This is a genomic window from Wolbachia endosymbiont of Litomosoides sigmodontis, from assembly GCF_013365435.1.
Lineage (GTDB): Bacteria > Pseudomonadota > Alphaproteobacteria > Rickettsiales > Anaplasmataceae > Wolbachia.
Map to the genome: position 1 here is coordinate 381,693 of NZ_CP046577.1, position 14,675 is coordinate 396,367.

Annotated in this window: 11 protein-coding genes; 8 read left to right on the forward strand and 3 right to left on the reverse strand. The window is 31.6% G+C overall.

Annotated features, from left to right (window positions below; genetic code table 11):
* The first annotated feature begins 170 nt into the window (after nt 1-170).
* The 5 genes from yidC (at nt 171) to GOY07_RS01655 (ending at nt 3,748) form a co-directional block, all read left to right on the forward strand.
* Complete coding sequence (gene yidC, locus GOY07_RS01635; protein ID WP_175837714.1) at nt 171-1,889, forward strand: membrane protein insertase YidC; 1,719 nt, start codon at nt 171-173, stop codon at nt 1,887-1,889.
* Nucleotides 1,867-2,295, forward strand: coding sequence for a 6,7-dimethyl-8-ribityllumazine synthase (locus tag GOY07_RS01640; protein WP_175837716.1), 429 nt, complete (start codon nt 1,867-1,869; stop codon nt 2,293-2,295). Before yidC ends, GOY07_RS01640 begins: the two co-directional genes overlap by 23 nt.
* Nucleotides 2,295-2,777, forward strand: a complete 483-nt coding sequence (gene nusB, locus GOY07_RS01645; protein WP_175837718.1) for a transcription antitermination factor NusB — start codon at nt 2,295-2,297, stop codon at nt 2,775-2,777. The genes GOY07_RS01640 and nusB overlap by 1 nt, the downstream gene beginning before the upstream one ends.
* A gap of 133 nt (nt 2,778-2,910) precedes the next feature.
* Complete coding sequence (infA, locus tag GOY07_RS01650) at nt 2,911-3,174, forward strand: translation initiation factor IF-1 (protein WP_175837720.1); 264 nt, start codon at nt 2,911-2,913, stop codon at nt 3,172-3,174.
* Complete coding sequence (locus GOY07_RS01655; RefSeq protein WP_175837722.1) at nt 3,152-3,748, forward strand: Maf family nucleotide pyrophosphatase; 597 nt, start codon at nt 3,152-3,154, stop codon at nt 3,746-3,748. Before infA ends, GOY07_RS01655 begins: the two co-directional genes overlap by 23 nt.
* A gap of 792 nt (nt 3,749-4,540) precedes the next feature.
* Here the strand turns inward: GOY07_RS01655 and GOY07_RS01660 are convergent.
* Nucleotides 4,541-4,696 carry a hypothetical protein gene (locus GOY07_RS01660; protein ID WP_175837724.1) on the reverse strand — a complete coding sequence of 52 codons (156 nt, stop codon included), beginning with the start codon at nt 4,694-4,696 and terminating at the stop codon, nt 4,541-4,543.
* A gap of 1,008 nt (nt 4,697-5,704) precedes the next feature.
* The gene (dnaG, locus tag GOY07_RS01665) at nt 5,705-7,465 is read right to left on the reverse strand and encodes a DNA primase (protein ID WP_175837726.1); all 1,761 of its coding nucleotides are present in this window, start codon (nt 7,463-7,465) and stop codon (nt 5,705-5,707) included.
* A 176-nt stretch (nt 7,466-7,641) separates the two neighbouring features.
* Here dnaG and ubiG point away from each other — a divergent pair, with 176 nt between their 5' ends.
* Nucleotides 7,642-8,817: a bifunctional 2-polyprenyl-6-hydroxyphenol methylase/3-demethylubiquinol 3-O-methyltransferase UbiG gene (gene ubiG / locus GOY07_RS01670; RefSeq protein ID WP_175837728.1), complete on the forward strand. Its 1,176-nt coding sequence runs from the start codon at nt 7,642-7,644 to the stop codon at nt 8,815-8,817.
* 568 nt (nt 8,818-9,385) lie between these two features.
* A complete protein-coding gene (gene metG / locus GOY07_RS01675) occupies nt 9,386-11,008 on the forward strand; it encodes a methionine--tRNA ligase (RefSeq protein WP_175837730.1) in 1,623 nt (540 codons plus the stop codon).
* 53 nt (nt 11,009-11,061) lie between these two features.
* On the opposite strand, the gene GOY07_RS01680 is transcribed toward metG, so the two are convergent.
* On the reverse strand, nt 11,062-11,673 hold the full coding sequence (locus GOY07_RS01680; protein ID WP_175837732.1) for a hypothetical protein: 612 nt from the start codon (nt 11,671-11,673) through the stop codon (nt 11,062-11,064).
* Nucleotides 11,674-13,214: 1,541 nt separating this feature from the next.
* On the opposite strand from GOY07_RS01680, the gene GOY07_RS01685 reads away from it, so the two are divergent.
* Nucleotides 13,215-14,552 (forward strand): alanine:cation symporter family protein, encoded by a 1,338-nt coding sequence (locus tag GOY07_RS01685; RefSeq protein WP_175837734.1) that lies wholly within the window; start codon nt 13,215-13,217, stop codon nt 14,550-14,552.
* Nucleotides 14,553-14,675 lie beyond the last annotated feature (123 nt).

The window sequence follows — 14,675 nt, forward strand, 5'->3', positions numbered from 1 at the left end:
CTATTAGTAGCAAATTGGATGATAAAAAGTGGCTTACTGTTAAAATTTGAGACCATTAAAATAAATTTTAAAGATTAGCATTAAAGGTTATTATTGAAAATAAGTAAATTTTATTGTCTTGGTACAATATTTAGTATACTATTTAAGGAGATACATTTAGCTTAAGTTTTATGTCAGAAACAAGAAATCTAGTTTTGGCAGCTATACTTTCCATGTTGATTATGATATCTTGGCGCATTATTTACGATAACTTTTTCAACGAAGCTCAAAATTATTCATCAATTGAAAACATTGAACACATAGAGTCTTTTAACGATCTTGCTCCCATAATACATCAAAGCCGTTACGAAATTATTAATTCCACTCGAGAACAAAGAATTAATTTAACCAATAATATGCTCAAAGGGTCAATTTCTTTAAAAGGTGCAAGGTTTGATGACTTAATTTTAACTAATTACCACTTAGAACCAGATCTTTCTTCCCCACAGGTAGTATTGCTATCACCTGCAGAATCGAAAGATGTATATTTTGCAGAATTTGGATGGCTCGATCCAAGTGGTAAGGTAAAAGTTCCAGATTCCAAGACAGTCTGGCAAGCAGATAAAACTGAACTTACTAACCAAAAGGCAATCAATTTATTTTGGAATAATGAAAATGGCATTGTGTTTAAGATGAGGGTTAGCCTTGATAATAACTACATGTTTAAAGTTGAGCAAGTTGTTGAAAATAATACAAATGGTGATATAGTTTTGGTTCCTTATGGTAAAATTAATCGTAAACGTGATAGTATTAATGAGTCTTATTGGATATCACATGAAGGTGTGCTAGGTGCATTTGATAATAAACTAGAAGAGTGGACATATAAAAATATTGCCAAGAAACATTTAATAAAAACAAGCACAAGTAAAAAAAACTGGTTTGGTTTTGCTGATAAATACTGGCTTACAGCTATCATACCTGAAGGGTCTGACAAAACAAATGTAAGCATTAAACATACGAGTGCTAACGGTATTGATAAATTTCAAGTGGATTTTGCTAAACCTCGCAAGAACATACTTTCCGGTACTAGTGCTTCTAATGTGAATTACTTTTTTGCTGGAGCAAAAAAGCTGAATTTGCTGGATTACTATAAAAGTATTCTCAACATACCTTTATTTGATAAAGCTGTGGATTTTGGTGTTCTTTACTTTATAACCAAGCCGGTGTTTTTACTGCTTGAATATTTTAACTTTGTTTTAAGGAATTTTGGCCTAGCAATATTGTTACTGACTTTAGTAATTAAGCTTTTTATGCTTCCTTTATCCAATAAATCACATATTTCAGTGTTTAAAATGAAAAGCTTGCAACCTGAAATAGCTCGTATAAAAGAGTTATATAAAAATGATAGCTTAAAGCAACATAAGGAAACAATTGCATTGTTCAAAAGAAACAATGTGAATCCAATATCAAGCATTCTTCCTATAATAATACAAATACCAGTATTTTTTGCTTTATATAAAGTATTATTTGTTACTATAGAAATGAGGCATGCTCCTTTTTGTTTGTGGATTAAGGATCTTTCAGCCCCTGATCCAACGAACATTTTTACATTATTTGGGTTATTTAATTATAACTTTCCTATTTCTATAGGTATCTTGCCTATAATTTTAGGTATTACCATAATGATTCAGCAAAAGATCGGTAAAAGAGATCAGACCAACAAGGATGATATTCAAGCCAGTGTTATGAAAATTTTTCCTTACATTTCTATCTTCATTTTCTCTTCTTTTCCTGCCGGTTTGATAACATATTGGATATTTAGTAATATCATAACTTTAATTCAGCAATCATTAATAAAATTGTTTTTAGCAAGAAAGGCGGAAATAAATGTTGAAAATACTAATAGTTAACTCAATTTATTATACTGAAGTAGCAAACCTTTTGCTTGAAGGTGCAACAGATAAATTAAAAGGCAGTAATGCTAGTTATAATGTAATTAAAGTTCCTGGTACATTTGAAATACCGGCAGCAATTCTTTTTGCACTCAAGAGTAAGCATGTTAACTATGATGGTTATTTAGCTCTTGGGTGTATAATTCGTGGTGAGACAGATCATTATCAATACGTTTGTAAAGGAGTGATCGAAGGCTTGAATGAAGTTGTTATGCATAATATAGTACCTCTTGGTATGGGTATAATCACCGCTGATAGTGAAGATAAGGCTCTAGTAAGGGCTGATAAAGATAAAAAGAATGTTGGTGGTCACGCAGCCTCAGCTGTTTTACATATGGTAGATTTATATAATAAATTAAGGTAATGGAGAAAGAGCCTATAGAAAAAAAGTGGCGTACAAAAAGAAGTGCAGCAAGATTTCTTGCTGTGCAAGTTGCTTACTCAAATATTTTTATAGGTTATGACGAAAGCACTTTTGGGTTGGAGAACTGTGAGCTTAAAAACTATGTAAGTAAGTTAGCAGATATTTTTGAATGCGAAGAATTTGATCATCAATTTTTAGAAAAACTGTTATATAAAGTTATAAGGAACAGTGAAGAATATGATAAAATAATAGAGTATTATTTACATCCAAGTTGGTCTCTTTCACGGTTAAATCTCATAAGCTTATCTATTTTGCGTGTTGCAATATGTGAATTAGCCAATTGTGATACGCCAGCTCCAATTGTTATCAATGAGTATACTAACATTGCTTCCGATTTACTTGATAAACTAAGCGAAATTGGTTTCATTAATGGGTTGTTGGATAGAGCAAAATGTTCAGTTAAGCTAAGTAAAAATTCTTGATAATGTGTTAGTACTTGAGCACTAGTAGCAAAAAGAAAAAAACTTAAATGATAGAAGAATAGTCCAAAAGGACTTTTATCTTCTTTAAGATCTATGATAGACTGATATGAATTGTTGAACTATAATGTAATAAATGGTAAAAGACGGAAAATTGAAAACACTTTTTGAAGTAGAAGGAGTAGTAACTGCTTTATTACCCTCAGCAGAATTTAAAGTGAAGTTGAATAACGGGCATGAGATCATTTGTCATGTATCAGGGAAAGTAAGAAGAAGTAAAGTACGCATCTTTATTGGAGATAGAGTGTTAGTAGAGATGAGCATTTATGATAGGAATGCAAAAAATGGTAGGATAACTAGAAGGCTTAAAGGTACAGGTGATAGAACAATCTCTAAATAACCTTATTCTTGCTTCATCATCAGAAAGGCGTATAGCTTTACTAAAACAAATAAATATTGAGCCAGGTTTAACTTTGCCAGCAGATATAGATGAAACTCCTTTAAAAAGGGAACTTCCAAAGAATTACTCAATCCGCATGGCAAAAAGCAAAGCTGAAAAAATACAAAATTCAAATCCAAATTATTTTGTGCTCGGTGTTGATACAGTAGTTGCTTGTGGTAGAAGAATCTTGCTTAAAGCTAAAAATATTGAGCAAGCAGAAAGATGTATCCGTTTGTTATCTGGACGAAGGCATAGGGTGTATACTAGTGTATGTTTATTAACTCCTGATCGATCCAAAGAACATATCAGAACTGTAGTTACAATAGTAAAATTTAAACGTCTAAGTGAACAAGAAATTAAGTACTATTTAGCGTCAGAAGAATGGAAAAATAGGGCAGGGGGGTGCAACATGCAAGGCTTAGCTGGAATATTCGTGTTGTTTCTACGTGGCTCCTATTCATCTATTATAGGATTACCATTATATGAAACCTATTGTTTGCTAAGTAATTACTTTAACCTTAATTTATATTGACATACCTTATATCTTTTTCTTGTCATTTCTTAATGTGTTTAGTCCAAGGCAATTCTCTGTTTTTGTTGGCTAATGCGATTCTATTTCGATTATAAATATCAGTATATTCTGCTGAAGTACCTTCTACTATTTCTTCTATTACTCCACAACTTCCAGTTGGGCTTTATCTTTTTCTAGCAATTTGTATAGCTCTTTATTTTTATTTTATCTATAGTCGGACTAATGTTGGCATTCTTACTGGCAGATTCTGTAAGTAGAGCGTTATAGTGGTTAATATAAGTTGAAGATAAATAGTCAGAATCTTTTACATTTTTGGCGAATAAGTAGAAAGTGGCTGTACGCTAGTGGCAGCTTCTGCCATTGTTTTCACACTGTTAAAAACAGTCTTTCAGGGTCCAGCTTCTATTGGGTATTTTTTAGTTTGTGAATTAGCGTAGCGTGCCTTAGAGCTGATTTGTTTTAACTTATAATTCTTTTGACTTAGTCTTTGCTCAAGCTCCTTGAATAAGGTTAGGTTATTTACATTATTTCTATTGTGCTAACTGAAGATAGAAGCTTGTCAATAGAAATACTTCTTTGCTTTTAATGGATCTTTTAACTGCTCTTGAGTCATATTACTTTCAAAAAATTTTATGCCTTTGGCATCAATATTAATCTTGATAATACACTTCCTTCCTATTGTACTAATTCAAAGTCATTTCATATCAATCATCAATTACGACATAATACCTTACTTTTTTCTTATCTTTCCCTTTTCCTTTCTCAGCAATAAAACCGTGCATTTCGCTCTTTTTATCGCCATGCAACGTTGAAAATTAAGAATCCCATTCTTTCTATTAAAGACTTTACTATATTAAAATCAACCATAGCATTATAAATAGGATCACGTTCCTTTTTTATTTTATCAAATAAAGAAAAAAATTCTTGCTGTATATTTTCAATGTTCATATTCTTCCTCACTAATAATCCTCTGTTTTTAGCTTTATCTGGTATAATTATTACAGGAATTAGTTGAATTTTTGTTAAAAGAGGTTGTATTGCAGATATTATGGCATGAATTATCTTATGCCAATTCTTGTTCTTGGGGATGTAACATTTAAGATAGAACTCTCTCCATTTCTAAGATTAACTGCACACTATAGAAATAGAAATTTTGTCTACTTCTAAATGTGTGTAAACTGTGATTCATTAAAGGAAAATAACTCTAATAGTCTCATTAAAATTTTTTAAAACTCTTTCTGTTTACCTTTTCATTGTAAATTAGTCTTGGTATAGTATAAGGAAACTTCATTTTTTGCATATTACGTTGTACTGTAAATTTTCTGACATTTAAGCTAAAAATTTCCCTTAGATTCTTATTTTCATTTCTTCAATGGTAATATTAAGGTTTCTTGTATCAATACTTCAACTTGTTCAAATTGACTCTGATTTAATCTGGTTTTTCTATGATGTTGATGAGGAATAATAATTTTTCTTTATTTTCTAAATTTTAGGTGCTTTATCTATATAGTCAATGTTATTCTTAAAATGCAGCATATTTTTGTTACAGCTATTATACTATTATTATCTATCCGTTTCTTATTCGGTAGGAATAAGTATTAGAATCTGTACATGATTTTATAGATTACGTTAACAAGTAGCGGAATGATGTTTTTTACTTAGTTGTAAATTTTAAAGAAATTTACTTAATAAAAAGGTAAGCGCTATAGTAATTTGCTGACACTTAGTTTAAGCGTGATTTAGTTAAACATAAAAGAATTTAAAAGGCATGCAGCCACCATAATTTGGTGTAATTTGCTAAAAAATTTCTTGGTAACAAAGTTGTTGAAATTTGTCGAGTTAGTTTTTTTTCATTTTTATGAAATGCTTGAATGACTGATAACAGTCAAAAAGTCTATTATTTTATGCTTGCATAGAAAGCAACAAAAATGACAAATAATCTAAAAATATAGCAATTTATTTTTGAATAAACTCCATTTGCATTTCTCGTATATTACTTTCTATTTGCTCTATTTGTTCTATCAGTCTTTCCTCTAAGTCAAAATCACCTCCTAGCCTTGCTTCGATTCTTTCTTTTTGTAATGTATTTAATACTTTCTGTAACACTATGTTATTCCATACAATTTTCGCAGATTGTTCTGTGTTCAATTGATTATTGAGTACGCTAGTCTTTTTAAATATAAACTTTATGGTTTCATCAATGTTAAACTGTTCTAGCTCTTGTAATAAAACCTTTTTGTTGAGCTCACGTCCACTATTTGCTACGTTAATTATGTGCTGTTGCAATCTTTTTATTTTAGCATTAGTAAATTTAAAATGGGAAAATTGCTCAAAATATATAGGTTGATTCAAGATGTCAGGAAATTCTAGGATTATACGTAGAATTATGGCTTGATTTTGTTCTGCTTCAATTAATTCTGGAGATTTGTTATAAAGATATTCACTTTTTCTTACTCTTGTTTTATTATTAAAAATCTTCTTTTTGAAATTGTTTCTTAGCTCACTAGTCTTATTATAAAAGTAATCTCTATAATACCTTCTAATACTGCTGTTACTGATAGCATTGACATATTGCATGAACTTGTGTTCAAGAATTGAATATTTTTCTGGGACAAGTTTCTCATAGTTTTGCAAATTGCTATCGATTATGTGATGCCATAAATATTCAGAATGAAGTTTTGTTGAATAGTTAAGCGCAGAGAGTATGGTTTCTTTCTTATATTTTAGCTCATTACATACATCATATGGATCTTTATCGGTCGGCAAAGTCACAAATTTTAACGTATACCCAAGCTCTAATATTGGCAGAGCAAGTTTTGCAACTCTGATTGCGGCATTACGTCCAGCACTATCACCGTCCATACAGATGGAGATTTCTTTAGCAAATCTCCATAGATTTTTTATTTGTTCTGCAGAAATTATAGTACCTAGTGGAGCAACTGTATTGCTAATTCCTGTTTGATGCAGTGCTATCACATCCATATATCCTTCAACAACAAATACATGCTGTTTTTTGCGTATTTCACTTAAAGCAAAATTTAACCCGTATAGGTTTTCTCTTTTCTTGAATAGCTGGCTTTCTGGGCTGTTTAAATATTTTGGCTGTTGTTCAGAACTCAGCGTGCGTCCTCCAAAACCGATAACTTTTCCTGCGATGTTGCATATAGGAAATATCAGCCGATTACTAAAATAATCACGAGAATTCTTATTTATTAATCCAACATCAATTAGAATTTTGTCCTCAATATCCAAGGAATTTAAATATTCTTTCAAACCAGAACTTGGTGCATAGCCTACTTTAAATTTATCTATGATTTCAGGCAAGATCTTGCGCTGCTTTAGATAAACTATAACACCTTTATTTTTTTGTATAAACCAACTTGTAGCTAAATTTAGCGTTGAAAGAAATTTACTGTTCTTTTCAGTGACATTACGATTTTTAGGTAACTCAACACCTACAACTGATGCCAGCTTTTCTAGTGCTTCTTTAAAACTCAGCCCCTCAGTTTGTGAAATGAAATTGAATATATCACCATGAGCAGAACAACCAAAGCAGTAATACGATCCTTTAGTATTACTCACCGAAAAAGATGGTGTTTTTTCATTATGAAATGGACAGAGTCCAATAAAATTATTTCCTCTTTTTGTTAACTTGACTTTCTTGCATACTATATCGGATAATAATAACCTTGATTTTATAACATCTATATAGCCCATCTTATTGAATTAGTAATAGGACAAAAATTATACAGAATTTATTTATATCTGGCTTAAAATTTATTTTAAGCTTCAGAATTTCAAAAAGATTAAGAGTATTTGGTGGCTTGACAGAAAGCTTAAAATGAATTATCCATATTTAGATGTCTTTAAGCCATGCAAGATCATTTTCTTATATGTCAGATATAATATCAATTGCTTCAGACCATGCTGGTTATGAATTAAAATCGGAAATAAAGCCTTACCTGAAAACTCTGGGTTATAAAGTGCTAGACCGTGGCTGTGCTGCTGAGCAAAAGTGCGTAGATTATCCAGACTATGCTATTAAGATAGTGGAAGATATAACAAACAAAAAAGCAGATTATGGAATATTAATCTGTGGCACAGGTCTAGGTATGAGTATTGTAGCAAATCGCTTTAAAGGAATACACGCTGTTTTATGTAATAGTGTTGAGATCACGAGATTAGCCAGAGAACATGGTAATGCAAATGTATTGTGTCTTGGTGCAAGATTTACTGCTAATGGATTAGCAAAAGATATAGTCAAAAAATTCCTTGAAACAGAATTTTCAAAAGAAAGCAGACATAAAAAACGCCTTGATAAGCTCAGCAATATAGTCTTTTCTAGTGAGAAAAAAAAAACACAAACTTATAACGAAAATGAGGTATCAAAATTTGCTAAAATGGCAGGCGAATGGTGGAATGAAAATGGCAAATTTAAGTCATTACATATGATGAATCCTATAAGAGTGCTTTACATTATCAAGAAGATAAAAGAGTTAAAGAAATGTGATCTAAAAGAATTATCATTGCTTGACGTTGGGTGTGGTGGTGGCATTTTATCAGAGTCAATGGCACGTGTTGGTATTAATGTTTTAGGAATAGATGTATGTGGAGAAAACATAAAAGTGGCACAGTTACATGCAAAAAAAGTAGGGTTAGATATAGAGTACATACATACCAGTATTGAAGAGCTAGGCAATAACAAAAAATACGATGTGATTCTGTTGATGGAGGTAGTTGAGCACGTACATAATTTAGAACTTTTTATGAAAAAAGCAATAGAATTATTAAAACCAGAGGGATTAGTATTTATATCAACAATAAATAGAACTATTAAATCCTTCTGTCTTGCAATAATTGGTGTGGAGTATATATTAAACTTGCTGCCGAAAGGTACGCATAATTGGAGTAAGTTTCTTAAGCCATCAGAGATTGCGAATCACCTAAGAGAAGGTAATGTAACATTACAAGACATGGCTGGTATGGAATATAACGTAATAAAGAATGAATGGAATTTAACTAAAGGTGTGGACGTTAACTATATACTTTGTGGTGTGATGAATAGTTAGATTTTATTCTAAAAATGCCGTCTTTTTTCCAAAGTGGTAAAGAAGGATCAGCATGTTTTTCTTATTATTTAGAGACTAATCTAGGAATATAGTCTACTCTACACTTTCTATTTTTTGTATCATTTGTTCCTCATAGAGGCAGTAAATCTAAAACATGCTAAGCGAGAAAAGTGTAGGCCAAGGGCATTTTTCCAAGTATTGCAAGTAAGCTTGCACTGAATTATTACTATTGTAAAAAGTAGTTTACTATTTCATGAATGTAGTTTACTACATTACATATTATATCTATTTCTCGTCAGCTTGAGTATCAAATATATCGGAGAGAATCAGAACTATGAATAGGATAAACAGGGAAATTTACCTTTATTCTTGTTATGATTTTCAATTTTGCACTTAATTATCTCTTATTTCAATTAAGTTTTAATAAATAGCTTTTTTGAAAAGATTATATTAAATACGCTTAGCAGCTTTTCTCTATCATAAATCCGTATAACTTGCAATGAGAAAAATCAGTAGCTTATTGATTTTTATCGTAGTGTGGATACAATAGAGCTTTAGGCACTAGATAATGGAGCAATTCGAAAATTTTTATATCACCACGCCAGTATATTACGTAAACGACAAGCCACACATTGGTCACGCATATACTTTCCTTATCTGTGATGTTACAGCCAGGTTTATGAAGCTAGCTGGAAAAAATGTTAAACTTACTACCGGTACAGACGAACACGGGCAAAAAATTGAAAAAGCAGCTAGAGCAAGGGGAATGCATCCAAAAGAATTTACAGATGAAGTAAGCGTTTTGTTTAGGGAATTAGCTGAGTTAATGAATTTTCAATATGATGATTTTATTCGCACCACAGAAGAACGTCACAAGAAAGCGGTTATAGCTTTATGGGATAGGCTTGAAAAAAGAGGGCAAATATATCTAGATTCCTATTCTGGTTGGTATTCAATCCGTGATGAGGCATTTTATCAGGGATCAGAGCTGATAGATGGCAAAGCGCCAACAGGTGCTGAGGTTGAATGGGTAAAAGAAGAAAGTTACTTTTTTCGTCTGTCGAGTTGGCAAGATAAATTGCTAGAACTATATAAAAACCAGCCAAATTTTATCTTTCCTAAAAGTAGAAAAAATGAAGTAATATCGTTTGTAAAATCAGGACTGACTGACCTTTCAATTTCTCGCACCAGTTTTAACTGGGGAATAAAAGTGCCAGGAAATGACAGACACATAATCTATGTCTGGATAGATGCATTAACTAATTATCTTGCATCAATAGGTTTTCCTAACACGGAAAATGAAGAATATAAAAAATTTTGGGTAGAATCACAGTCTGTTATTCAAGTGGCCGACACTGAGGTCAAGAAGGAAATAAAGATTTCAACATCGCGCGCTGGGATGACATCAAATCTAGCTAATAACTCCTTTAACGTTCATGTAATTGGTAAAGACATATCACGCTTTCATGCTGTATATTGGCCAGCAATTCTCCTTGCAGCAGATTTGCCACTGCCAAAGCAAATTGCAGTTCATGGTTGGTGGTTAAATGAGGGGAAGAAGATATCCAAGTCTCTCGGTAATATTATAGATCCAATCAGCTTAGTTAAAGAGTTTGGTGTTGATCAGCTGCGCTATTTTCTCCTGCGGGAAGCAATCTTCAGCCAGGATGGTAATTTCAGTAAGAAGAACATGATCAGCCGAATAAATTCAGAACTTGCGAACGATATAGGTAATTTAGTGCAAAGAACAATTTCATTTTTACATAAACAATGCTTTGGAGTTGTACCAATGATTGACCAAAGCTTACTTAAAGGTGAGGAAAGTCTTCCAAATTATAGAGCTATATTTGATCAAGTAATGGATCATTTATCAAAGTATGAATTTAACCATATTATATTTCTGATTATTAACATTTCTTCCGAAGCTAATGCTTATATAGATAAAAGAGCACCATGGATACTGAACAAAACTGACAGGGAGCGTATGAATCTAGTAATCTATAAACTACTGGAATATATCAGGATAATTGGTATTCTATTGCAGCCAATTGTCCCGAAGTCAGCAGAGATAATACTCGACCAATTGCAAATCCCAAAAGGGCAACGAGATTTTAAATCTATGTGCGACGCGTGCGTAAATTCAGGTACTACATTACCTAAACCTACGCCGGTTTTTCTGAAGATTAAGTAGAGATTGCATAATATGCCTTGTTATGGGAAAAACGTGAGGCAAATAGCTTGTATCTAATGGGATATAACTTTTGTTGCTTGACCAGCAAGCCAATTAACTGCGCTTACTGCTTGATTAAAATAACCATTAACTTTAGTTCCTTCTTCAGTTGGCTGATTTTCTGTGTTAAGAACCTCAGTATTTTGACTTTGTGCATCAAAATATAATTCATCTTCTAAATCATTTAAATTTCTAGAAGTTGCAAGATCTAAAAAATCTAAACTATTAGCATGTTTCTCTTGTTTACTAGAATGAATCTCAAGATCTAAGTAGTTCAAATTTCCCTCTTCTTTAGATGATTGTTCTTGCTTATTAACAAGACGAGTTTTCTGTTCTGCAGCCCTTTCCTTTTGAGCCTGCACTAAGCTATCTTTCTTAGCAGGTTTAGCATCTTTCTCGGAAATGGTGTTGTTTTTACTAATTGCTGCAGATGAAAGTGCAATAACTATAGTGGAATATACAGTGCTACCAATAATAAGTGGAAGGACAACACTTAACGCTGCGACTGGAGCTGAGAAAGCAACATAAGGAGACACAGTAAATACTCCTAGTGTTAGTAAAGCTCCAATAGCCAAAGCACTACCTACAAGATAAGGTGCACTAGTTTTTTTAAATATATTTTTCATTATATACCTCACTAAAATAATTAGTATGTTATTAAGATAATAGCACAAATAAATAGATAGTGTCAAATTTATTAACAAGCTAATAAATTGCAGTGATAGTATTAAAGTCAAAATTATTAGATTAAAAAGTCGTGAAATCAACAAAAGAAATGCTGAAAGAAGTATAAAATAACAGATAATGTTGTAAAAAACTAATGGATAGAATACCTAAAATTTAGAAGATTAGCTTGAATATCAGTAGGTCTACAGTACATCGTAATATGTAAAAAAAGTTATTCATCTTTGATGAATATAGTTTATACACATTCAAAAATTGGACATTGGTAATTTTAAAAGGGCATTAAAACGCAGGTTAAAGTAAAATTAGGTAGATAAAAAAAATTTTACCTCTACAGTACAGTAGATCCTAAAAATAGAGAGAGTTCTACTTTATTTACGCTTAATATCAACACCGATTATATGAATATATTTCTTGAATAAATGTCACAATATTTAAGAGCGCAGGAAGTTTTTCTTATCATAGATTGTGTACTTAGTATAAGTTGAAAAATTTAAAGGTACCTAAAATATCTAGGTTATATACCCATCACCATACTTACCAGAGCTTAATTCCATTAAGAGATTTTGGGTTGTACATAAAACAGAACATTTTGCGTAATAAAGTCTATAATAAAATTAAAACTTAGTTTCATATTGACAATTGACATATCTACAACGACTGCTAGGTTGATGATATTTTCGCGATACTTTTACTTTCTTTTTCTGCTGAGTAAGGTAATACCAATGTGGTGTTCACACCACTAAAGTAAGCGCTGTTACTATCATATATCTGTTGAATTTTTTTTATTACCTATAGCTTCACTTTGATCAGATTAAGCTTTGTCAACTTGTATTCTAATTTTAATGAAAAGCAACCGTTAAGTTAGTTTTTATGTAATAAGCAAATAAATCTTGAAGCACGATTTAAAATCTCCATGCAACATGTGCATAAATTCAAACATCATACTACCTAAACCTAAATTTTTTTGAGAGTTAATGCTTTAATAAGCATTAATGAACCACTAAGCTTATATCTGTACGAACATTGCAATTTGTAGGTAGTTTATATGACACTTTACTAATAAAGAGTGCTTTTGTAATTGCAACATTGTATAACCAAGATTACCTTAGTTAAAATATTAAAGAAAATCTACCAAACGGGAAAAGGCAAACGTTAATATCCTATACACTCGACAAGTAGCTAACCTTTGGATTATAAATAACTACAATTTCATGAGTTAAGCAGAATAAAGCATCACGTCTAATTTAATACTGTGCTTTTATTACTTGAACAACGATTGAAGATAAATTTTATGTCTAAAAACCATATTTCTATAATAAATGGATTGGTAAGGTTGATTAAGTGGTTTTTTGCATTTCTGTGAGTTGCTTGAATTTTTAAAATCGCCAATGTTAATTATGCGAACTTTCATAAAAATAGGCTTGGGCATTTTCAACTTTTGTTTATATACTAAGTCAAGATGCTTATTTTCAGCACATAGATGGATATAGTAAAGTCTATTTTATTACTACCAACGATATTACTAATACTAGTCGCTAGTGTTTACCTATCAATTAGGCTAAAGTGGTTGCAAATATTTAGGTTGCCACATGCCTTTTCATTTATTGGAGTTAAGAAAGGGGAAAATAAATTTTCCTCTATAGCTGCCCTATTTACAATCTTAGGAGGAAATTTAGGAGTTGGAAATATTTCAGGAACTGCTGTTGCTCTAAAAACTGGAGGACCTGGTTCTATTTTGTGGATGGTGATAATTGTTGTTATTACTTCTGTGATAAAATATATCACTTGTTACCTGAGTATAAAGAACAGAAAGAAAAAGAATGGAAGGTTTATAGGTGGCCCTATGGCCTATATGGCTGATGCATTTAATTCTAGAAAAGCTACAGTTATATTTCTAGTTATTATGATGATGGTTTCAACAACCGTTGGTAACCTTGTTCAGGTAAATTCTTTGTCAATACCACTTGATATGATAGATGTGCCTGTGGTTACTGGTGGGATTATAATGGCCATAATATTTTTTGTTATTTCAGCTCTCAGCTTAAAGAAAACTAAAATTTTCATATCTGCTATGATACCGATAATGACGGTAAGTTACCTCACACTTTGCAGTATTATATTATTTAAATTTAATGAAAATATTCTTCCTTCTCTAAAGCTAATAACAAGCAGTTTTTTTACAACTAGTAGCTTCAATTTTGGTTTATCTTTAGGTTTAGTTTCAGAAACGTTAACTATTATTCAAGTAGGAACTTTGCGAGGTATTTTTGCAACAGACATAGGGCTTGGCCTTGAAGGAGTTGTACACTCTTCAATTGTTCCTAAGAAAAATAATAATAAATTTGTTATCGAACAGAGTTTAATCACGATAATATCACCTTTTATAGTTGCATTCATAGTATTTATTACAACGATGGTACTGCTTGTTACAGATTCTTGGGTTACTAATTTAGAGAGTACTAACATGTGCATATTTGCTTTTAGAAAAGTAATAAATTGGCCTTGTATTGACTATCTAATTATGGCCATAATGTTTTGTTTTGCTTTTACTACTATTTTCACCTGGTTTTTTTGCTCGAAGCAGACAATACGTTATGTATTTCAAAATGATAAATACACTAAAATCTGGATTGTAATTTTCACTGCGGTTATTCCACTTGGTTCAATAGGTAAAGTTCAGTTGCTATGGGATGTTGCCGATATTTCGATCGCTGCTTTATTGTTTATTAATATATTAGCTATACTCAAGCTGACTTCTCGAGATCCGGAAGTGTTCACTGTGAGCAGAAGGTATCTGAAGTTGAGTCAGCGTTCTTAACAAAAATAAAGCTAGAAACTGCCTAGTTGTCTTCATATTTATTACTTGTGTAATTCTTGTTATTATGTTAATAGCACAGACTTTTTATAAAAAATTAACCTATTTTCATAATAGTGCCTAGCT